General features: G+C 38.5%; 20 protein-coding genes and 3 pseudogenes. 17 read left to right on the top strand and 6 right to left on the bottom strand.

What is annotated here, in order from left to right:
* The first annotated feature begins 8 nt into the window (after nt 1–8).
* Entirely contained in the window at nt 9–1,205 is a 1,197-nt protein-coding gene (locus FGG79_RS11835; RefSeq protein ID WP_138778525.1) for a M20 family metallopeptidase, read from the top strand.
* Between the two features lie 286 nt (nt 1,206–1,491).
* Here FGG79_RS11835 and FGG79_RS11830 read toward each other — a convergent pair whose 3' ends face one another.
* Nucleotides 1,492–2,670: an HD domain-containing protein gene (locus tag FGG79_RS11830; RefSeq protein ID WP_171050902.1), complete on the bottom strand. Its 1,179-nt coding sequence runs from the start codon at nt 2,668–2,670 to the stop codon at nt 1,492–1,494.
* Nucleotides 2,671–3,003: 333 nt separating this feature from the next.
* Here FGG79_RS11830 and FGG79_RS11825 point away from each other — a divergent pair, with 333 nt between their 5' ends.
* Complete coding sequence (locus FGG79_RS11825) at nt 3,004–3,966, top strand: helix-turn-helix transcriptional regulator (protein WP_138778521.1); 963 nt, start codon at nt 3,004–3,006, stop codon at nt 3,964–3,966.
* A gap of 75 nt (nt 3,967–4,041) precedes the next feature.
* Entirely contained in the window at nt 4,042–4,671 is a 630-nt protein-coding gene (locus FGG79_RS11820; protein ID WP_138778519.1) for a type 1 glutamine amidotransferase family protein, read from the top strand.
* A gap of 424 nt (nt 4,672–5,095) precedes the next feature.
* Here the strand turns inward: FGG79_RS11820 and FGG79_RS11815 are convergent, their stop codons facing one another.
* Nucleotides 5,096–5,305 carry a hypothetical protein gene (locus FGG79_RS11815; protein ID WP_138778517.1) on the bottom strand — a complete coding sequence of 70 codons (210 nt, stop codon included), beginning with the start codon at nt 5,303–5,305 and terminating at the stop codon, nt 5,096–5,098.
* Between the two features lie 124 nt (nt 5,306–5,429).
* Between FGG79_RS11815 and FGG79_RS11810 the strand changes: the two are divergent.
* Nucleotides 5,430–6,002, top strand: a pseudogene (locus tag FGG79_RS11810) (substrate-binding domain-containing protein); the annotation flags it as partial.
* Between the two features lie 6 nt (nt 6,003–6,008).
* Nucleotides 6,009–6,440: pseudogene (locus tag FGG79_RS11805) on the top strand (PfkB family carbohydrate kinase); the annotation flags it as partial.
* A 276-nt stretch (nt 6,441–6,716) separates the two neighbouring features.
* Here the strand turns inward: FGG79_RS11805 and FGG79_RS11800 are convergent.
* Nucleotides 6,717–7,238, bottom strand: a complete 522-nt coding sequence (locus FGG79_RS11800) for a hypothetical protein (RefSeq protein ID WP_138778513.1) — start codon at nt 7,236–7,238, stop codon at nt 6,717–6,719.
* Between the two features lie 170 nt (nt 7,239–7,408).
* On the opposite strand from FGG79_RS11800, the gene FGG79_RS11795 reads away from it, so the two are divergent.
* Nucleotides 7,409–8,119: a DUF4386 domain-containing protein gene (locus FGG79_RS11795; RefSeq protein ID WP_138778511.1), complete on the top strand. Its 711-nt coding sequence runs from the start codon at nt 7,409–7,411 to the stop codon at nt 8,117–8,119.
* Here FGG79_RS11795 and FGG79_RS11790 read toward each other — a convergent pair.
* Nucleotides 8,116–8,709 carry a Crp/Fnr family transcriptional regulator gene (locus FGG79_RS11790; RefSeq protein WP_138778509.1) on the bottom strand — a complete coding sequence of 198 codons (594 nt, stop codon included), beginning with the start codon at nt 8,707–8,709 and terminating at the stop codon, nt 8,116–8,118. The genes FGG79_RS11795 and FGG79_RS11790 overlap by 4 nt on opposite strands.
* 310 nt (nt 8,710–9,019) lie before the next feature.
* Here FGG79_RS11790 and FGG79_RS11785 point away from each other — a divergent pair, with 310 nt between their 5' ends.
* The 3 genes from FGG79_RS11785 to FGG79_RS11775 all read left to right on the top strand — a co-directional run bounded on the left by FGG79_RS11785 (nt 9,020) and on the right by FGG79_RS11775 (nt 11,436).
* On the top strand, nt 9,020–9,868 hold the full coding sequence (locus tag FGG79_RS11785; RefSeq protein WP_138778507.1) for a hypothetical protein: 849 nt from the start codon (nt 9,020–9,022) through the stop codon (nt 9,866–9,868).
* Between the two features lie 244 nt (nt 9,869–10,112).
* A complete protein-coding gene (locus FGG79_RS21790; protein WP_171050901.1) occupies nt 10,113–10,283 on the top strand; it encodes a hypothetical protein in 171 nt (56 codons plus the stop codon).
* A gap of 298 nt (nt 10,284–10,581) precedes the next feature.
* A complete protein-coding gene (locus tag FGG79_RS11775) occupies nt 10,582–11,436 on the top strand; it encodes a malate synthase (protein ID WP_138778504.1) in 855 nt (284 codons plus the stop codon).
* Between the two features lie 247 nt (nt 11,437–11,683).
* Here the strand turns inward: FGG79_RS11775 and FGG79_RS11770 are convergent, their stop codons facing one another.
* Nucleotides 11,684–12,424, bottom strand: coding sequence for a hypothetical protein (locus tag FGG79_RS11770; protein WP_138778502.1), 741 nt, complete (start codon nt 12,422–12,424; stop codon nt 11,684–11,686).
* A gap of 337 nt (nt 12,425–12,761) precedes the next feature.
* Between FGG79_RS11770 and FGG79_RS21785 the strand changes: the two genes are divergently transcribed.
* The 8 genes and pseudogenes from FGG79_RS21785 (at nt 12,762) to FGG79_RS11730 (ending at nt 20,907) form a co-directional block, all read left to right on the top strand.
* Entirely contained in the window at nt 12,762–12,923 is a 162-nt protein-coding gene (locus tag FGG79_RS21785) for a hypothetical protein (RefSeq protein ID WP_171050900.1), read from the top strand.
* 272 nt (nt 12,924–13,195) lie between these two features.
* A pseudogene (locus FGG79_RS11765) lies at nt 13,196–13,753 on the top strand (malate synthase); the annotation flags it as partial.
* A 578-nt stretch (nt 13,754–14,331) separates the two neighbouring features.
* Nucleotides 14,332–15,324: a LeoA/HP0731 family dynamin-like GTPase gene (locus FGG79_RS11760; RefSeq protein ID WP_138778500.1), complete on the top strand. Its 993-nt coding sequence runs from the start codon at nt 14,332–14,334 to the stop codon at nt 15,322–15,324.
* Between the two features lie 321 nt (nt 15,325–15,645).
* The gene (locus FGG79_RS11755) at nt 15,646–16,278 is read left to right on the top strand and encodes a Cap15 family cyclic dinucleotide receptor domain-containing protein (protein ID WP_138778498.1); all 633 of its coding nucleotides are present in this window, start codon (nt 15,646–15,648) and stop codon (nt 16,276–16,278) included.
* Nucleotides 16,238–17,278, top strand: a complete 1,041-nt coding sequence (locus tag FGG79_RS11750) for a nucleotidyltransferase-like protein (protein ID WP_138778496.1) — start codon at nt 16,238–16,240, stop codon at nt 17,276–17,278. The genes FGG79_RS11755 and FGG79_RS11750 overlap by 41 nt, the downstream gene beginning before the upstream one ends.
* Before the next feature lie 182 nt (nt 17,279–17,460).
* Nucleotides 17,461–18,789, top strand: coding sequence for a hypothetical protein (locus FGG79_RS11745; RefSeq protein WP_138778494.1), 1,329 nt, complete (start codon nt 17,461–17,463; stop codon nt 18,787–18,789).
* Nucleotides 18,790–19,390: 601 nt separating this feature from the next.
* Nucleotides 19,391–20,296, top strand: a complete 906-nt coding sequence (locus FGG79_RS11735) for a hypothetical protein (protein WP_138778490.1) — start codon at nt 19,391–19,393, stop codon at nt 20,294–20,296.
* A 338-nt stretch (nt 20,297–20,634) separates the two neighbouring features.
* Nucleotides 20,635–20,907, top strand: coding sequence for a hypothetical protein (locus tag FGG79_RS11730; protein ID WP_138778488.1), 273 nt, complete (start codon nt 20,635–20,637; stop codon nt 20,905–20,907).
* A gap of 249 nt (nt 20,908–21,156) precedes the next feature.
* On the opposite strand, the gene FGG79_RS11725 is transcribed toward FGG79_RS11730, so the two are convergent.
* Nucleotides 21,157–22,488: a purine-cytosine permease family protein gene (locus FGG79_RS11725; RefSeq protein WP_138778486.1), complete on the bottom strand. Its 1,332-nt coding sequence runs from the start codon at nt 22,486–22,488 to the stop codon at nt 21,157–21,159.
* Nucleotides 22,489–22,579 lie beyond the last annotated feature (91 nt).

Genomic DNA, 22,579 nt, shown 5'->3' with positions numbered 1-22,579 from the left:
GAAAAGAGATGAGTCAACCAGCAGCGATTACCGATCGTAAGAACAACATCGTCTCAGCAGTCGATCAATTGGCTGTGAAACTAGTGTCGACCAGCCATCAGATCCACGACAAACCTGAAATCGGAAACGAAGAGTTCTTTGCTTCAGAGACCTTAACCACCCTTCTTGCAGCCAACGGGTTCTCCATCGAACGGGGAGTGGCGGGTCATGAGACTTCCTTTGTGGCACGCAAACATTCAGGGAAAGAAGGGCCGGTCATCGGCTACCTGGCTGAATATGACGCCCTGCCCGGACTCGGTCACGCCTGCGGTCACAATATCATTGGGACGGCAAGCTGCGGGGCGGCCATCGCCCTGTCGTCCGTACTCGATAAAACAGGAGGGGAAGTGGTGGTGTTCGGGACTCCTGCCGAGGAAGGCGGCCCGAATGGAAGTGCGAAGGGCAGTTTTGTAAAGGCAGGCTTGTTCGAAGGAGTGGATGCCTGCATGATGGTTCATCCGTTCAACAGGACAACGCAGACAGGAAAAACCCTTGCGGTGGACCCGCTTGATTTCGAATTTAAAGGAAGGTCTGCGCATGCCGCAGCTTCCCCTGAAGACGGCATCAATGCCCTCGACGGTGTGATCCAGCTGTTCAACGGCATTAACGCCCTTCGCCAACACGTGACCGATGATGTACGGATTCACGGCATCATTACCCACGGTGGTGACGCGCCCAACATCGTTCCTGACTATGCAAAAGCCCGCTTCTATATACGCGCTGCAACGAGGGAAGCGTGCAATGAAGTCACGAAGAAAGTGAAAGCGATCGCTGAGGGATCGGCACTTTCTACCGGGACGAAACTGAATGTCATCAAAATCCAAAATGAAGTCGATCACTTTCAGCTCAACCGCCGTTTCGATAAAGTATTCCAGCGCTCCATTGAGTCACTAGGGGAATACTTCGACGATACGGAACGAAAGGGACTCGGCTCCTCCGACGCTGGAAACGTAAGCCGGGTTGTCCCGACCATCCACCCCTACATCAAAATCGGCCACGAATCCCTCGTCGTCCACACGAACGAATTCAGGGAAGCGGCGAAATCCACCGAGGGTGACCGTGCCCTTGTGATCGGGGCAAAGGCACTTGCGCTGACTGGGTATGAACTGCTGACAGATAAGCAGCTTTTAGAAGAAATATGGGAAGAATTCGGTACAAGTAAATAAGGATGGAAAGACAGCCAGATGAGGGCTGTCTTTTTTGTGCCCTTAATTTTTTTTTAATCCCCGTTTATGAAACATCCAGTTCCAGCGTAATTTAACAGTTGTTTAGCTTCATATTAATCTCCTTAATCGCTTTTGAGGTTTGTACATGGTTCAACCAATCCTCTACTACCGTTTCATGCCCTTCCATCAAAATTTCGACTAGATCCATATCCTTTAATTTTGTATAAAGGTGTTTTGGTTCTCCATTTACTTTTTGCCCCGTACATCCTTGTTGCTATTGAAGGATCTAAAAAAATGCAAAATCTAAGGCGGTTGAACCATCAGGAAGGGAAACTACATCCATTTTAGGAGTGTATATTGTAATATCATTTTGCAGTAATTCGAATGAGATCAATTCATAAAATTCTATAGGATCATTCGAAATAGCCTTAACGGACTGAATTGAATCTCTTAGCAAATCGGAACTGAACACTTCTATTTCTGTGACAGAAAGTTCATTAAGTAAATGAAATATACTCACATTCAGAGAGCTTTTCGTTTTGATTTCAAAGTTGACCTCAACATCATGAACCATGACGGAGGTTTTAAGGTGGCTATGGAATCTCTTTCGCTGACATGAAATCTCATCTCTAAACATATTTGGAACAGGTCTGAATGAGTTATGTAGGATTCCTAAAAGTGTATAACAGTTTAGTTGGGTATCTGTGATGATATGAATGGTGAAAAGCTTAGAGAGAGACTCTCCTTCTTGAAGTTTTGAATAAGAAATGTAAATGGGTACAGAACGCCATTTCATGTCTACAGTAAGAGGTGTTTGGTTATTTTCTAAGATGTGTCTTATACAATAATGAAAGATGTTGGAGAAAATTTTTTCATAATTAACTTTAAGATTCTTTACACTTACATACCTTTGAGGATTGAGATACTTAAAAGCAAGTTCCTCGAGTTCCGATTGGAATTCAACTAACCCTAACCGTTCACAAAGAGGAGAGAAAAAGACTAAAGTTTCATTTGCATAAGGAACTTTCTTCTCGATCTTTTTAATACCAAGCGTTCTCATATTGTGAAGCCTATCTGCTATTTTAACAATCGCTACCCTAATATCCTTGGTTGCGTGTGAAAGTAGTTTTTCGGAATTCAAGGCATTAAAGAGCTCTTTGTTTAAGGAACCTTTCTCAAACTTCGTTAATCCATCTACAATCAAGGCAACCTGGGGACCAAACTTGTTTTTAATATCCTCTATGGAGCAATCAGTATCTTCAACTACATCATGAAGTAGAGCTGCTGTAAGAGTCGTAATATCCGCTTTATAGTCCATCAGAATTTCACACACTGTAAATGGATGACAAACATAAGGTTCTCCAGTATCCCTTTTCTGTCCGAGATGTGCTAGTTCTGTAAATTCTAGAGCACTCTTAAAAACATTTAACTCTTTGGGTGTTAAATAAACAGCCTTTTCGATCAAGGAATTTCTTAACTTAATTACCATCTTATCTACTCCAATTTTCTTTTGGATAATTATAACATTTAAGCTGAGTGGGGGAGATAATAATTATAAAAAATGATATGTTAATTCGCTTTTATCGCTGGACCTCTAATCTGAAAATATCTTCGCCTTCATAGTGTTTCTACTTTTTCTTTCAACTAATGCGCCTAAAAGCTAAGAAGTGGCGTAAGAAAAGTCCCCGGTTTGCACAGCGATGAAATAAGGGGATTGCTCAATATTATAATATTTGAAATAATTGGTATTGTAAGATGGTTATTAATTATATATAGAGGGATATAGAGGTGGAATCATATGCCTAAAATTGACAATATGTTAGCAATTCTATGGATGCTTCGTTCAGGTGAAAAAGTTACTGCAAAACAAATTTCAGAGAGGTTAGAGATGAATATAAGGACGGTGTATCGTTATATTGATACCATTTCTACAAGTGGTGTACCGATTGTTTCGGAACCTGGACATAACGGTGGGTACTCTTTATTGAACCATTTTATTGAGGCTCCGCTTTTTTTTGATGTTGAGGAGCAAACTTCACTCTTTCACGCGGCTGTTTTTGCAGAAGAAGCTGGATATTATGGAGGGGAAGCACTTGATAGGGCCATTTCAAAACTCAGTCACCACTCCAATCAAGAGCAGGAAACAAAGGTAAACCAACATGTTACGAGTTTTGAAGTCATAAGTGGATTACGTTTAGACGCTATGGAACCTATTTTGAAGGAATTGGAGCAGGCCGTAGCTGACGGGTACTCAGTCAACATTCTTTATCATAAAAGTGGGGAAAAGCCATTAAGTGAAAGATTGGTCGATCCGTACAGAATGATCTATTGGAATAACAAGTGGTATGTGATTGGATTTTGTCATCTTAGAAAGGATATCCGCAGTTTTAGAGTCGATCGAATGGAAAATCTCATGCTGACTAAAAATACGTTTAAGCGGCCGGAGAATTTTTCAGCAAGTGATTTTTTCGTGAAAAACCTTCTTCCAACGATAGAAGATAAGGAAGGGATTATTTCTTTGGTTCTTAACGGGGGAAAAAGTGCATTGGATGATATTTGCCAACATTGGTTTTTAGGACACTACCTCCAAGAACGGACGTCCAATCAAGCAGTTTTTCTTCTTGAAAAAGATGTGATTCATACATATGTACCTCATTTACTTTTACCGTACAATACATCGATTAAAGTGATTGAGCCAGTAAGTCTTAAGAAAAGAATTATTGAAGTCCTGTCGGAATTAATAGAATTTCATCAAGTATAAAAAACTTCCCTGACGCTAACTGTCAGGGAAGTTTTATTATAATGACTATATCAATGGTGATTGGAGTGTGATTGGATGCAAACAACAAAAGCTTTTCTATATGTATTTGATACAATGTCGGACTGGGAATATGGATATTTAATGGCTGAACTAAACTCAGGAAGATATTTCAAAAAAGATGTAGCAGCTGTAAAAGTAATAACAGTAGGAGCTACTAAAGAAATGATTACGACGATGGGAGGACTGAGCATAAAACCAGATATTTCCCTTGATGAATGTACTCTTGAGAGGAAAGATCTTTTAATCTTACCAGGAGGAACTACTTGGAGTGAAGACATTCATCAACCGATCTTGGAAAGAGTTGGCCAAGTTTTAAAGATTGGCACGATTGTTGCTGCCATTTGTGGTGCAATTGAGGCCCTTGCGAATATGGGATACTTAGATACTAGAAAGCATACAAGTAATAACTTGGAATATACTAAAATGGTATGTCCTAACTATAAAGGAGAAACGTTCTATGAATCGGGACCTGCGGTAACTGATGGGAATTTAATTACGGCATCAGGAATAGCTCCTCTGGAATTTGCTATGGAGGTACTGAAAAAAATAGATGTAGTTACACCAGATGCATTACATTCGTGGTATAACTTAAATAAGAGCCATAAACCCCAATACTTCTTCCAGTTAATGAACTCAAAAAATTAATGAAGGTACTGAAAAGCCCAATTTCTCTTTTTAGATTTGTAGAGAAGTTGGGCTCTTTGATTTGGAATTTGATGAACGAATCAACCTCCCCTAATAATTAGAAGTGGTGTCATATTTGTCAACTGATCAATAGACGGAAACATACTGCCTATTGACTCAAGAAATACAATAATGGGTGAGTTCTCTGTGCATAAGCGGAAAACCTCCCCTTATTTTCTTTATCTTAGAGTGGGAAAGGTCCGTTTCTATCATCTCCTTTCGACTAATCTCAATCTCCCTTAAAGCCAAAAAGTAGAGTAAGACCGTCCCCGCCTTTGTTTCTGGCAGGCATATCAGAGGGGGAAAATAACCGGTAGAATAGAAAAAGAGATCACTCTATCATCATGATGAAGTGATCTCTTTTTCTTTTGTGCTGGACAGCACCTTAATCAGAATATGTGATAATACGCTCAATCTTATCAATAGCCACAGAGTATACAGCCTGCGGATTGTTCAGATCTAAACCAGAGACTACCCCATTCTCAACTTTTTTCACAACAAGATTTTGGATGTCTCCACTTCCGAGAAGCAATGCGACTGCTTGGTTGATTTGACATTTTAAAATTTTGGCGAGTCCATCACCAGAAGGATACATATATAACACTCCTTTTCAAATATACTAAACGGTCTCTATTAATATATTTGGAATGATAGTATTTGCTTGTACATTTACCTTGCTTCTGAAAATAAAGAGTCTCAAAAATTTAAGGTTGAAACTATTGCAACTAATTATCCTTGACCGGACCACGGACAACTATCCGGCTGTATACGCAGACGGACGCAAAGGGGGACGCCTGGCGGCAAAGACCCTCGTAGAAAAAGGATCGAAACGGATCACCGTCATGAAGGGACCGGCTCACGTCAAGCCAGCACAGGACCGATTCCGGGGAGCCATCGAGTATTTAAGCGGGAAGGACGTCGATTTCACGGTGATGTCAACGACGTCGTTCTCTTTTGAAGACGCAAAGGGCTGGGCAGAGGAACTGTTCGCCACCTATCCTGATACGGATGGGGTCATTGCGAGCAATGATATCGTCGGGATTGCTATTCTCCATGAGGCATTGAGGCTCGGGAAGAAGATTCCTGAAGACGTACAGGTTATCGGCTACGATGACATCCCGCAAAGCAGCCTTTCCTATCCGTCACTTTCCACGATCAGGCAGCCGGCTTACGAAATGGGCAGGCAGGCCGCGGCACTTCTGATTAAACTGATAAAACAAGAAAATGACATCGATACAAGTGTTCAGCTTCCGGTTGAACTCATACAGCGAAACACAACAAAAAAGGGATGAAGGAAGATGAAAAAAGCGAAAATTGCCGTGATTGGCAGTTCATCCATGGATCTGGTGGTGACATCAGCGAAACGGCCCGGTGCAGGGGAAACGGTACTGGGGGACAGCTTTGACACGGTACTCGGCGGAAAAGGAGCCAACCAGGCCGTTGCAGCAGCACGGCTGGGGGCTGACGTTTACATGATCGGATGTGTAGGGGATGATCCCTACGGCCGAGACATATTAGAAAACTTTAAGCGAAACGGTGTTCATACGGACTATGTGGAACCGGTTATAGGTGCGAAGTCTGGAACGGCTCATATCATCCTAGCTGAAGGGGACAACAGTATTGTCGTCGTTAAAGGGGCCAATTATCTTGTGACTCCTGAGTACGTGGAGAAAACAGCAGATTTCCTTAAAACATGCGATCTCATCATGATTCAGCAGGAGATCCCGGAACCGTTAACCTTGCAGAAGAAGTGGAAACGAATACAGGGGTTCATGGGCAAATGACCTCAAGTGGGTGACAGTCACTCCTCGAATTATTTCGAATCCTGTTTTTAACGTGAAATGAAATAAATGTTGATAGATCAGTATTTTTAAAGTGGGATTTTCTTCATTTTACATAAATTTCACGAGAGAAAGTAAAGATTATTCGGAGAGTGTCTGTCACTCAAAGAACCCAATGACAAAATCCTATGTCATTGGGTTCTTTTGGGTTAACGAAAATGGATACTAATCTAAGTAACCAAGGTTAGAGAGAGAGAGCAAGTATTCTTGAAAATCTCTATTTTCCAGGAGACACTGATTATGATCTACTCCAATAAAAACGGTCATTAAATCAAACATTTTCTGACTATAGCCGAGTAATTTCACTTCTTGGATTTTCCCCTCATGATCGGTGCCGAAGAATACCATGACATAATTGCCTTCTTGAATTCTGGTATATTCTACTTCACTCTTAGTGGCGATTTCCAAGTTCAGTGGGTTTTGTTTATTGATTTCTTTCAATTCTTTAAGGTCTTTTTTTTCTTGTTCAGTAAATAACTTGAACAATACTCCAGGGTCCTCAATTTTAAAACAAGTATCCAGTATTTTCTCCTCTTCTGGTGACAGGAGGAAAGCCACTTCTTTTATTGGGTAAAAAACTGCAGAATATTCTTTCATTAAGATCGTTTCAGCTTCTTTTATTTTGTATTGATTAGGAATGGCGAGGCGTACATATTTTTTATAAAGCTCTTCAATTGTTGAACTCATGGTCATAATCCCCCTTTATCAATAATAAAATGAGTGGCCCCAATTTTCTATATATCAATACTAGTTTGTTTCGAGAAAATGCAATTCCATCCATTCTTAACTTAAGTCAATGACTACTTCTTAGATCCTAATTACAATAATAATCAACATCATATCTAGGAGGTAATGTTATGAGATCAAATCATAACCAAAGCAATATTCAAAAAAAGGCAGCGATTATGGCCGGGATTGCCTTATTCATCATGACCATTGCGGCATTTTTTTCTTATGGATTTGTACACAGTTCCCTCGTGGTTAGTGGAGAAGCAATCACTACTCTAACAAACATTCAATCTAATACTGCATTATTTCGGATGGAGATTATGGGGTGGATGATCATTATCATAGCTGACTTAGTTGTTTCGTGGGGTTTTTATCTTTTTTTTAGGCTTTTCCATCAAGCGTATGCATTAGTAGGGGTATGCCTTCGTTTGCTCTACACAGTGATCCTTTCAATTGCCGTTTCACATCTTATTACTGCTGGTGGGATTGTAAGAGAATCAATGTTCACCGAAGAAATAAATCGGACGGCAATGCAAGTGATGTCCTCGATTACTGCTTTTGAAGCGATCTGGTCATTTGGATTAATCCTATTTGGTCTCCATCTTATCACGGTCGGATATGTAGCAATGAAGACAAAACATATTCCAAAACCAATAAGCATTTTGCTCATCCTAGCAGGCTTCGGTTATGCGCTTATTCATAGCCTGTATACCTTTATACCGCAACTCGAGAACGTAACGCATTTACTGGAACTCATTTTGATGACGCCGATGTTTATTGGCGAATTAGGGTTTGGAATCTGGTTGCTGGCAAAGGGAAGAAAATTGACCATCCATTAGTCGACAATTCGTAAGTTACTAAGAGCACGTTTTTTGATACGACTGAGAGATTCAGGTGTAATGCCCAAATAGCTTGCTAGCTGGTATTGCGGCACTCTTTCAATTAACTGAGATCTTCTTTCCAGTAATTGCTCATAGCGCTTTTCTGGTGATGAGGACATAAAGGAAGCAAATTCATCTCGCATTGCGCCAACGTCTGCTTCCATCATTTTACGCGTCATGGTTTCCAGAACGGGGTGCATGTCATAGCTCTTCTGCTCTGTAGCCAAATCACCGACAACGAGCGTACACTCTTCCAAACAACACAGTGAATATTTAGAAGCTTTATCTAATTCGTGCGCGTTGAAAATAGTCACACTTTGTTCCTCGGTAAAGAAATTGAAAGTGTTCTCATTTCCGTCATTGTCAACCGAATACTGACGAATACAACCTTTTAATACAAAATAACATTTATCCGGAACCTCGCCCTGACGCAAAAGGATGGCTCCTTTCTTAAACGTAGCTACAGGAACATCCATAGTAAGTTTCTTTAACTCTTCTTCACTTATGTCGGTAAAACGTTTCATGTACTGAATAAGGACATCTTTCATGAATCTACCTTCTTCCCTCGGATCTATTCTTACTATTAGTATATCAAGGCAAATCAGGGTGGAGAACATTTATTAGAGGATTAGGCCCGGACTATCTTAATAGGTTTAAATATAGTTAGTCTTATTGGATTAACGGAAAAAGCTTGAGTATCTTCCCTTATCAAGAGGGGCAATTAATAATAAACCTACCAAAAAACATTCGGATCCCCATCCGAATGTTTTTTTTATGAAAAAATTTCCCTAAGGTGTCCTTTCCCACCCAATCGCCCTATATAAAAGATGAATACAAACTGAAACAGGAGTGATTCGAATGAGTGGATGGCGAAAATTAGAGCAAGAGATGTTGGATTTGGAGACCTTTTATCATCCGGAGGATCTTCGCTTGTATGTGTGGATTCTGTTGAATGCCACGTATCAAGGCGGGGTTCAGGTTGGAGGTGTGGTGCTTGGGGAGAGGCAGTATATCCGTTCGATCCGGAAGCTGCGGGAGGATTTGTGGTATTACAATGGGAAGAAGATTGACGAGTATTCGAATTCGCGAATTCAGCGTTCGATTAAGCGGTTGGAGGAGTGTGGCTTGTTGAAGGCGGAGAAGTTTCAGCATGGGTTTGTGTTTACGCTCAGACCGACGAAGGACCATACTTGCGTGGATTATTTAGAGTGGATGGGAATGTCTGTGAAAGAGGATAGGGGAGATGATTCCGGTGATGACCAGCCTGAAGAGGGGGCTGGTTCCGGAATGTCTCCTTATGGCGAAAAGGATGTGAATCGGGTAGAGATGGGGAGTGGAAACAGACTTAAGAACGTAAAGAAAGAAGAGAGCTTAGAGAACAACAACAACAACAAAGATGCTACTGATGAAGAGAGGCTTCAGGAGTTGATCGGACATTTCGTTGCCAGAAGGGGGAAAGGCCGTCTCTTGACAGCGGTGGATCAGATGGCGATGGAGCGGATCAGCTCCAACAAGATGCCGACTATGGAGTTGATTGCCTTTATGGACGAGCAGTTTGACAAGCAGGAGAGCATCAATCCGAAGCTGACGATCAACAGTCCGAAGTATTTGGAGAAGGCCTTTGAGTCATACATAGCACCCCGAGATACGATGCAGGAACTGGACGACATGCTGGACAGGCTGGAGGAGCGTGTGACGGGGTCATGAAATTCGGGGAGTGGTGAAGGTGATCCAGGGGACTTACCCTCACCGAATGCTTAGTCGTGACACGGCGGCGGTCTGGTTCGAGTACTTGGAAGAGTGCGATTATCACCAAGTGAAGAGGCGAATCGAAGCCACATCAAAGTGAGTCAATACTTGCCGACGATTGCTGATATGTATGTACATCCTGTAGAGGAAACAACGATACTACAAACCATACGCAATTGGGAAAAAGAAGGAGCGAAACGAATTGAAGAGGAACGACGAAATCCACGGCCACGACCTGCACCACCTTGGGAACGATGATGAGTTGCTTTGGGAGCTGTACTTGGCTGAGGGGATGAATGATGAAAATAAAGGGGTGGATGGGGATGGTTCTCACTCTACCTTAAAAAGTAGAATGGGAATCGTCTCGAGTTAACCAAAAAACAAATTGAATCCTTCCCCATTTAACCGGGGATTTTGACGAGAAAAACCAAAAAAATCAGGGTTTTACCAATCATCAAGATTTAAACAAAACTTCATTTTACCTCGCATTAAAATAGGTTGTCAACACTCAAGTTGTATTTTTATCAAAAAAATGCTATAATTATTACCTGGTGTTTTTTTTATTGAACGTTTACTTAAATATCTTATTTATTCCGAAGGAAAATTCAAACAGTTTTTGTGAGCTTTTTAGGCAATAGTACCCGAGTTATTATACAAGGAGGACTAATATATTGAATTTAATCAATAAGAAAGTTACACATGAGCGGTTTGGTATGGGAAGTATCGTTAAACATAATGATACGGTAGTTGAAATACATTTCGCCTCGGAAAATAAAAAATTTGTTTACCCGGATGTATTTGGACAGCACTTGAAACTACATGATAAAAGTGCTGCCAATTCACTTGAAAAAATGTTACACGAGCAGGAAATGGAACTCAAAGAGGAAGAAATGCAGAAAGAAGAGGAAAAGGCAAGGCAAAGAAAATACCAGGAGCTTCGAGTAGGTCATGAAAAACTTTTGAAAAATCATAAACTTCATCCCGAATCGCAGATGGTTTACAGGTGCGATCCAGAAGAACAGAGTAGCTCCTTTTCAGATTGGACGGTTTCCTCTGGTGAAATAAAAACTGGTAATAATAAGGGGAAGCCAAACAAACCCAGTCGCTTACACCAAAACAGTGCGGTCCTGCTGACAGCGGTCGATCCCGGGATGCCTGAAAAAGACAGACGGATATTAGGTGTCTATATGGTGAAGGATCATTTCATCGGTAAACTTTGTGAAGATGGAAATATTCCTGCCCATTCCCATTACAGACTCCAACTTACAGACGAGGAATCGAAGCAAATGCATTTTTGGAAGTACTATGCCAATGAAAAATCCCCTCAACAAACGACATGGAATACAGGCAAGTACCGATATTTCGATAATTCGTGGATGGCTCAGATTCTGCGCGACATCGTTTCATTGAAAAGTGACACGGAAGAACAAGAGCTGGCACAACAATTTCTGGACCACTTCTCTAAGATGAATCAAATAGTGGAGCAGGAGTTAAAAGAGCCAAATGGAGCATTATTGCGTGCTTAAGTAAGAACAGCGGGGAACTGGCACTTATAAGGTTAGAGAGTGTGTTTGGTTCACTGCGAATAGTGTTGAAAAGGGACAAGGCTGCCGCCTTGTCCCTTTTTGTGGTTTTTGGACATCTTGATATTGGTGTCAGGCCATCGGTACGATGAAGTGTTAATGAACTGGGGAACTGACCCCATTCTTTCTGGGGTGGGTCCTTTTTGTGTTAGTGGGGAAATTAGAAAAGAGAGATCCTGTGACCTCTCTATTACTCGCCTCCGCCTAATAAGACAGAAATAATAGGCGAAGCTAGTTCTTTAATCGAGTTAACAGATTCAATGATAGTTATTGTTTTTCCAATAAAAGCTAAAAAGCTTTTTACGTCAGGATTTTCTTTCATCGATTCAATATGTTTCCTGTTTAACATGATTGAGCCTATGGTGCTTTCTAATGCCTGTCGCATTCCCTCTGCACCTGAAACTTTATATAATACTAATGATTCTTGTATATTACTCATATTCATAATAAGAAATTCTTTAATGTCTACAGGTAACTCAGAGGTTGCAATATTGTCAATTAGTGAACGAACTTCATCTAACAATTCGGTTTGTGTTTCTTCTGAAATTGCAGTTTGTTCAACTCCATAGACCAATGCAAAGGATTTATTTATATAATGTAGTGCAGTCATAGTGTCTGTTGAAAGATGAGCCTTGTTGAAATTTGTTTCTAAGTTGTACCTCATTACTATTACTTCAAGTTTCTTAAGATGTCGCAGGTTCATTTCATCATTTAGCATTTCGTTGTTAATTATACGATCCTTTACTTTTAAATACAGTTTTAATAAAGAGTGAGTTGCAACAAGTAAAGCGTCATTATTAGTAGGATCAAAATTAAAAACTTTGGCCCATAAATCTCTATAAGAAATCGTTACATTATTTGGAGAAGTGATTGTATATACCTCTTTCATAATTTCATGAAGTCGATATGCTGGATTTTCAGTTAATATCAATATATTTTAACTCCTTTACTGTGTTTATAAAAAAAAGAACCCTGCCTTATCGGAAGTTTGATCTAGCTCAGGAGGATTAGTTAGGCGTTGAACGACGGTGTCCGGGAACTTTAACAGTTTTACCACCTTTTACCTTGCGAGTATAAGGCTTCACTGAGACAATCTTGTTACCTTTTTGCGTCTTAGCCATGCTATCACCTCCCTGCTTGTCAATGCAGGGTTCTACAGTATTATAGCATATATTTCCTATTAAAATAACAAAATATTACATAATTAGATTGTTTTAGAGGGTATTCTCTCGTTTATCTTGAATTAGGTATGTGGGAGGTGATTTAAAATGCAGGTTAGTGTAGTGAAAGCGTCTACTACAAATGGTCTTGAAAATAAAATAAATGATGTGTTGAATACGTATTCTAATAAGGTTATAGATATTAAAGTTAGCGGTGCGTATGATGGAAACAATGAAATATTTATAGCAGTAATTATGTATGAGAATTAAGGAACCTCACTATTGTGAACGCTAGAATAGAGTTGACAGTTTTTGCTTGATAAGATTTAAACTTTTGTCAATCAACCTATTACTTTAGTAAAATAAATAGTGACGTTACTTTACTGGAAGTTAGGATTTTTGGAGGAAAAGTTAGTGTTATTTGTAAAGATTCATGAACTACGTAAAAGAAAATTTAAAGTAGAGCAAATTGATAAGGTGCATGGGGGTGGACCTTCGATACAGTGAAGCATTAATGTATCTGGGGTCTGACCCCAATTTTCAATAAACTTCATCCCGAATCGCAGATGGTTTACAGGTGCGATACAGAAGAACAGAGTAGCTCCTTTTCAGATTGGTCGGTTTCCTCTGGTGAAATAAAAAGTGGTAATAATAAGGGTAAGCCAAACAAACCCAGTCGCTTACACCAAAACAGTGCGGTCCTGCTGACAGCGGTCGATCCCGGCATGCCTGAAAAAGACAGACGGATATTAGGTGTCTATATGGTGAAGGATAATTTCATCGGTAAACTTTGTGAAGATGGGAATATTCCTGCCCATTCCCATTACAGACTCCAACTTACTGACGAGGAATCGAAGCAGATGCCTTTTTGGAAGTACTACGTCAATGAAAAATCCCCTCAAAAAACGACTTGGAATACAGGCAAGTACCGTTATTTTGATAATTCGTGGATGGCTCAGATTTTGCGCGACATCGTTTCATTGAAAAGTGACACAGAGGAACAAGAGCTGGCACAACAATTTCTGGACCACTTCTCTAAGATGAATCAAATAGTAGAGCAAGAGTTAAAAGAGCCAAATGGAGCATTATTGCGTGCTTAGATAAGAACAGCGGGGAACTGGCACATATAAGGTGAGAGAGTGTGTTATGTTCACTGCGAATAGTGTTAAAAAGGGACAAGGCGGCCGCCTTGTCCCTTTTAGTGGTTTTTGGTGATATTGGGATCAGACCCTCGGTACGCATCAATTTAGAATAATAAGTTTAGTAGGGTAAGTATATAACAAAGAAGCAAGTTGTATTATTATGAATTCTTGATTACATTACAATTAATATAAATGAAGTTCCAACTCCCATGGCAATATTATGTTGCAGGGAGAAGGAGCTTTTTTATTATCACAGTGTGCAGGGGGTCTTACCCTCAGTGCTGTTCAGCGTTAATGAACTGGGTTCAGACCCTAATTTTCAAGCTTTTTGATTAACTCCTATCTGATATCCATTTACCGCACCATTTACAATTGGCAGCTTTTCCGGTTGTTTTCTTTTTGCAATATGGACATTTAACAAGGTATAGTTCTCCAGTGGTTTTAGATATTGGGGTCAAGATATTGGGGTCAGACCCTCGGTACGGTGAAGCGTTAATGAGCTGGGGGTCTAACCCCAGGTTGATTTAAGGAGATGAATGATTTCGCTTGTGGGGATTATTCTATTGATATTGGGGTCAGACCCTCGGTATGGTGAAGCGTTAATGAGCTGGGGGTCTGACCCCGTTTTTCAAGAATTCAAGAATGAGCTGTTGAGAAATGCAGGTATTAGCGTAATTAAAGATGCCATCCTTCAATCCATCAGCCAGCTTGAAGCAACACGGGATGATATAAAGAAAAGTGTTGAATTAAGCAGCCATCAGTTGGAGGATCTGGATCTGAAAATAGAAAAATTCAGCAGAGATATAACGATGAAATACAGAAATATCAAGGAGGAAATATTGAACCTGAGGGAAGATATTTTTTCAGCTATTAACTCCTGTACAAATACAGATAACTTGAAGAATAGAGTACAAGTCAAAATCGGAGCAGATGGACATATTCTAAGCGAAAGAATGAACATTATCATCCAAAAGCATACTGAATCCCTTTTCCATGAGCAGTTGAACTTATTAAAAAGTATAGAATCGTCTTTATCTTTCCACAGTGACATTCAAAGCAAGCTGCTTAAATTTTCAGGACAGGCAGGAGCAAAACTAGGTTCCAAGCTTGCATCCCAATCCTCGAAAACCTTATCCCAAGCGATTCTAAAAGTGAGGGATATGGCCAAGTTGCCAATGAAATTCAAGCCGTGGCAAGCCATGAAAAGGGGCGAGGCATTTGTGAAATTCGGCAATTTCCTTCAAGGACTTCCAGCACTGCTTGACGGTATTTCTGCTATTTCAGACATGATATCTGAGCACAAACTGAAAAAAGAACTAGAAACTATACTTGAAGAAATCGATGGCCTATTTAAGGAATTTAACTCCACCTTTACGCGTGAAAACCATATTGAAACTTATTTCCCTCTATACAAATCAGAGGGAGAACTGAGGGAAAACATCGCTCAAATTCATCAGACAAATAAAGAAGTTCTCCAAGATATTGAGAACAGTTTACTGCGACTTCAAAAGGAGAAGCAGGAAATTTAAGAAAAAAGCAACTTCTAGTGAATAGCCCTTTATGTAGATATGGGGTCAGACCATCAGTACTGTGAAACTTTAATGTACAGAGGGTCTGACCCATTTTCTTGCCGGGGGTCTGACCCATTTTCTTGCCGGGGGTCTGACCTGAATTTAAGCATCAGCATTAGCAATGTAAATCTCATCTCGTAGTTGAAAAAATTGTTCTTCTGTATACAAAGAAATTCGACATAAAATGGTTTTTCTGGTAGATAAATAGTTAAAAAGAAACATAAAATACCAAATTTTGTGTATAATGTAATAAGTTCAACATAGTAAGGAGGAACAATCGTGCATGAATATACTGTGGTTGATCATCCCCGAAGACAAATATATTTCTTTTTGGCTATTTTCTCGAGTTCTATATCAGGGGTGATATCAACATATATACATAAATGGGAATATATATCTTTTCCAGTTAGTAGCATTACTATTTTTGGTTTGCTCTATCTGTTACTAAACCATGTAATTTGGAAATTGAAAACCTTTAGGAAAATTTATAACTTCCCTAATATAGAAGGTGAATGGGATTTAAATGGACTTTCGAAGAATAGTGCTCAGGGAAAAGAATACAATTGGGAAGGGACTATAACCATTAAACAAACTTGGGATAGGGTCCTTATCACATTAAAGACAAAGAATTCTTCTTCGAAGTCTTTAAGTATTACCGGTGGGATTAAACATTTCCCTGGGGATGGATATAGATTGTCATACCACTATCAAAATAATACAAATGCTACTGCAGATAGTGACATGAGAAATCATGAAGGGTTTTGCGTTCTAACATTTTCGGAAGATCAGCAAACTGCAGAGGGATACTATTTTAACAACAATAAAGATAGGCAATCTCACGGAGAGATGTGTTTAATTAGGAGGGAAAAAGATGGAAAAGCAAAACTATCAGAAACGACTCGAAGCGCTTAAGAAACGAAGGCAGGATGATGTTCTTTTAGAGAAGAGTGCTGGCATGTTTATCGAGTCCTATGAATACATAAGCGAAGGGTCAAGTATCAAATATGTTCTAGGGGCCATGAAAGCTGTAGACAAGAAATCGACAGATATAACTCTTGGTGAAGGCGAAAGAATTAAAAATCAGTTGGACTCCCTAAAAGATAAGGGGTTTGATGTTGAGTACAAATATCAAGGTTCAGTAACAAATAATACTCATATCCGAGCCCATAGTGACATTGATATCTTGACGATTCATAAGAGTTTTGTAACGTTGGAATCCCCTTTGAAGCCATCGCTCCCATACCAAGGGAACCCGGTTAACGATTTATGTGACTTAAGAGAAGCGAGTTTTGCAATATTGAAAAAAGCTTTTCCTGCTGCAGATGTGGATAATGCAGGTGCAAAATCGATAGGAATCCAAGGTGGTTCTCTTCGAAGAAAAGTTGATGTCGTCCCATCTAATTGGTATGACACGATAAAGTACAGAGAAACGAGGTTGGATTATTATAGAGGAGTAATGGTCCTTAATTATAAGGAAAAGACCACACTATCCAATACTCCTTTTTATCATAACAAGCTCCTAGACGATAAAGATACAAGTGCAGCTGCAAACTTTAAGAAGATTGTTAGGCTTCTCAAAACCCTCAAAGCTGACTCGGAACATAAAATAAATTTAAGCAGCTATGACATAGCTGCACTCATGTATCACATGGAAGACAAAAGCTATTGGTATTCCAATACTCCTTTAAAGCTACTGGAAAATTCTCTTTTCTTTCTTAAGAGGATATACGAACAAGATGTGTATAGAAATAGTTTGCTTGTTCCGGATGGCTCAAGAGGAATTTTTCAGAAAGGAAGAGCTGCGAAAGAGGATCTTTCTTTAATGATAATCGAGCTTATGGATTTATATGAGGACGTATTAGATGACCTTAAAATGACAGGGGGCAGTATTAACAAAGAAATTATAGCCTAGCATAGAACAATGGAGAAGAAGCACTACCACTCACTCTTAAAATAGAATAGTAGTGCTCCTTTAATCTAAGTTTTTAATTTTCAATTAAAATAGGGATATTGAGGTGACCCTCGTTACGAGAGATTTCTTTGGAAATTTGAGCTGGAAGTCTAATTCCTTTTTTTATTAGAAGGGAGAAATTAATGTTTTACAAAATATTTAACCAATATTCTATAATGACCTTTCCTCCTGAAAAGTTTGAGAAGATTGTTAAGGAAATAAAAGAATCTTATTCATTTCTTGGTTATATTGATGTCTCTAAAGAAAAAGGTATAGAAAATAAAAGATATGCTAAATATATTAATTTAAAACAAGGGTTTTATACGAGGGAAGTCCCTGTCAAGGAGAAGAGTCTCCACGGTATTTCGTATTCCATATTAGATCCAAATTCAGGAAAATACTCTAAAGAAGACATTGAACATACATACAAACAAGAGATTAAAGAAGACTACTATTACCATAAAGAACTTTTCAGTGATAATGGAAAAACCTTCGCCATAAATCATATTATAAATCCAGTAGAAAGACACCTTCATCATCTTTCTTTAGATACAGAAGAATATATACAAGCAACTGACCTTGCTTATTTAAAAAAAGACCAATCACTTAACCAAGCAAGATTTACATTAATACCTTTTCTTGCAAAGTTAAACGGTGAATTTGTTGAGCCTACAATCCTGGTTACATTTTATAGAGATGGTATTGTTACTATAAATATTATGCTTTCCATCACAGAAGAATCGATAGGGAATATTGGCGAAAAACCACCTTCTGTAATTACGTTTGAAACAGTTGAATTTTACCCTATTCAAAAAGAGTACAAGTCAAAAGACTATTGGAAAAAGGAAAAAAAAGAATCGGTATCTATTGCTGATATAACAAGTTACTACGAGGATTTAATCAAAAATATTTGCTCAGCTAAATTCTTTTCGAATCCTGACTTCAAGCAGACATCATGGGTAATTGGAGATTTTAACAGAAATAAAAACTTGGAACATGCTCAATTTATCAACAAGAATAAAAACTATTATTTTGCCCTATTGAAAAACAGCTCTACTGAATATATAAAGCACTTTTCATCTAAGGATATGGAAAATATCCTACAAAGTACATTGACGGAAAGCCATAAACATATGAACTTTTTTGCAAATGGTCATACTGGAATACTATCAATAAACCATATGCTTTTCGATCCACACGCTGTTGATAGTTTGAAAGAGAAAGAAAAAGAGCTGAAAAAAGAAAAACTATATGAAGAAGAATTAAACAAGGTGTATAAGGGCTTGACCTGGCAGTATATGTTTGAATATTTAAGGTTTTACGAACTGACTTTCATTAAGAAATTCTTCTTAAGAAAAACATTGGAGGACTTAAATTCGAATAGTTATAATACACTTTCTGATTATAATAAGGTAAAAAAAAACATGAATCTAATAAGGTTAAAGTATAGTGAGGAATCTTTATTCCAATAAGATGGAAGTCCTAAAGAATTTTATAAAGCCTTACTGAACAAAACTAATACAACTTCCTTATTAGAAAAAGTTGAAAAATTGTTTATTGAATTAAAAGACGATATAGATAAACAAAGGGATTTTCAAATAAAAAGAAATGAATCATTTATATTTATTGTAACTTCTTTGTTGACAGTATTACTTAGCTATAGGGGATTGAAATTTATTGTAAATGATATTTTAATTAACCTTCCATTTTTGGGGCTGATAATAAATAATCATCCTCTAAGATATACTGTGGGATTATGGGGATTACTGGTTGCTATAATGGTATATTTAAATTATTTAAGGCAGAGATCATTTAATAAATAGCATTGATTATAGGAACTAAATTATCTTCAGTAGAATAGGGCAGGATTTAGAAGTAACTTGGATATTGGGGTCAGACCCAATTTGAATTTTTACAGAAATAATTTTTCACTAAAACTTAGGTTAGAAAACAATATGTATTTATTTTTTAGTATTAATAGTGCTATATAACGAATTGTTTAATGTTAGAAAAGGGTTATGCATATTCTATATGATTAAAAATATAGCGTTCAATGAAAATAGGAGATATTAAATGAAGGATAAACTAGGAGAATTTAAAGCATTTATAAATAACCCTCTGGGGATAATTGGATTGTTTTTAGTTTTAGTGGATGGTATAGCAGCCGTTGTTATAATAAAATCTCAACTTAACTATAGTCTAAATTTAATTTTAGTTTTGTTTATAGTTTTATTTCCAATAGTGGTCTTAGCTATTTTTTTTCGCTTAGTTACAAATCATCATAATAAGCTGTATGCACCTTCTGATTATAAAGATGAGAATAACTTTATTCGCTCTTTTGATAATAGAACACAATCTACTGTTGATGTTCCAGTTTTAGAATATTATCAAAATGCAAATAAACAACTAAACAAAGAAAAAATGCAGTTAAATAGAAGTTTGAGGAAATTAAAAAGACAAATAGGTAAAGTTAATTACTCTGCAAGTGGCTACAAGCAAGATACTGAAAAAACGAGTGTGAAAATAGAGAAAACAGGAAATGAAATGAACAAAGAGCTATATAAGGTAAGTGTAAATGGAAAAAAACCACAAGCTGCAATGTTGGTTAATCAATACGAGAGATTAGGTTTTGTTTCTGAAGTCTATAAACCTATTCTTAACATGGAAGAAAATTATGACGCTCAAGAAGCTATTTGGTTGGGAAATGAAGTACCGTTAGAGATGGTACAAGCAGTTATAAAAGCAGCACACGAGTTTTACCCAGACCTAAAGTATATTCACATCTCTAGTGATATAATAAGTAGAGATACTCCCCCTGACTATATTCATAAAGAAATTTTTGTGGGAGGTTCTACTGATACTGCTGAAAAAAGGTACTTAAAAGCTTTAACTAATAGTGATTTTGATGAAATAATTGAATTTAAAGACTTAAATAAGCTGCATGAATTTATTAGAAGTAGTTATTGCAATGAATATTAATCATTTGAAGAGGATTTACAGTATAACAATTTTAGGAAAAGAGATACTCATCAAGTAACGATATTGGGGTTAGACCATCGGCATGGGTAAGCAATAATGGCCAGATCTGAATTTTTACAGTTGTTTTCCATGTCGAATCCTACTAAAACAACAGCGATTTGATAGAGGGTGTAGCTCTGATCTAAGTGGTTTCCTTTTCTTATTATGAATTTAATAAAACCTTTTAAAATAAAGAATGTAAGAATCCATTATATATTTGACATGGAAGCAGAAAATACATTAAATATATACTTGATATAAAGAGTTAATGGTAAAGTTAAGCAGTTGGGGGTGGGAGTATGACAAACATTTTATTGTTGGTAGTTTTTGTATTAGATAAACTGGCATTTGTCTACAAGACCGTTGGATATGGAATGATAGCAATTTATACTTTTGGTGCATTTTATGGAAAAGGAAAAGTTGATGCCGAGACTCTTTCAACATTAATTGATACACCTTTGGTTTACTGGGCGGTAACTGTAGCAATTGCTGAGGCTTTACATAACCTCATGGGGGTATTAGGGGTTCAAGCAGTGTCTTTTAAAGAAATTAAAAAGTTGACTAAAGTATAGAATATCATAAAAGAATTAATTAGTAATAGGTTGATATATTTATTTGAACACTGGAAATTGCATGGGTGGTGGTAAAAATAACATAGACATTTATTTTATATAATATAAAATCACACTCTGCATCCCAATTGTTTCCACACTACACTCTGAACATGTGGAGAACAGAAAAGTTATTAACCTGTGTGTTTCAAAATTGAAAGAGAAGTCCTTGCAAGCAAAGAGTGAACCTTACCTAAAGTTTCATTATCTTTACTTAACCAAGTTCTGAATAGGATTCTGTTCTTCCATCCCACTTCGCATCTTACTAACCACATAAACAACACAAGTAACAATAAAACAACTAAACCCTGGCGACCAACCATCCGGAATCACCAAATAAAACACCATCCCTATTGCTAAAACATACAACGCCTCCCGATTAAAATTCGACTCCCCACTCGCAAGCCGAACAAGCGCATTCTCAGAAATTCTCCCTTTCCTAATAACCAAATAATCAGCCACCACAATCGCCGAAATCGGAATAATCAGGATCCCCAGATAAGAAATATACTCCTTCGCATTATAAACCAACTGCGGGAAAGAACTTAAAATAATTCCAGCAATACTGAACAACAATGCACTCTGAATCCGCGATAGGGACGGCAATGCATTAAGCAAACTGTATCCCCCTGTATACGCATTACTAAGATTAATCGAAATCATCGATACCATCGCACAAGCCGTGATCACTAAAAGAAGCATACTGGAGTCGGTCAGTTGACCCGCTGCCACGAATGGGTTCAAATTCTCAAACAAACTTGCACTCAATCCTCCAAGCAGTGCGGTCATCATGAATCCGACGACGTTTCCACTGTACAGTCCCCAAAATCCGTGACGGTCACTCTTGCTGTACCTGGTGATGTCAGATGATGCGCTGACGCCTGAGATGTATTGGACGAAGACGAGGCTTGAATAGAATAAGAACGTTCCGATCGAGAATGGTTCCTGCCCTTGGTTTAGCGTCATAAGGGAACCTGCTCCTTCTGTCAGGAACAGGTACAGGATGATCCCCTGCCCAATCACGAGAATCGGAATAAATAGTTTCGTAGCTTTCTTGACTGCTTCAAAACCGATCAAGGCAAGTAGTGTCATGATAATAGCGAGTCCAATGGCAACGGGAACGAATGGAATCGTATAAGGTGTTACTTTTTCCACCATGGAGATGATGACGAAGGTTCCTCCGATGGTCTGGACGCTGAACCAGTAGAGGGACGTCAGGGACCGGATGGGGGATGCGATGAGCATCGACAGCCGGGTTCCGATGATGGATCTTAGGACGTATTGAGCGGGCAGGCCGTAGCGGGAGCCCGGTAGTGACAGGAATGATACGAATAGGAAGGCTACGCTTGCCCCGAGTACGGTGGCAAGAAATGCTGCCTGAAAGGAAAGTCCGCCTTCCATGACGGCCAGTGCCGGGATGAGGAAGTTTCCTGCGTTCACTGAGAAGGCGAGCTGTATAATGAAGTATTCGATCCAGGTGGTTGATTTTAATTCGGGTGGGACCTTTTCGAGTCCGAGCCGTTCAATCATCGGTTGTTTCATAAAAAAAGTCTCCTCTTCTGTATACTAGGATGCATGGTTTCTATTTTAAAGAATCTTTGCAAAAAAGCGAAGAAATAATCATTTTATTTTT

The organism is Bacillus sp. BHET2 (genome assembly GCF_005938125.1).
In the GTDB taxonomy this organism is placed as follows: Bacteria; Bacillota; Bacilli; order Bacillales; family Bacillaceae_B; genus Rossellomorea.
Note: the sequence above shows the minus strand (reverse complement) of the source record. Positions and strands in the feature narration are given on the sequence as shown.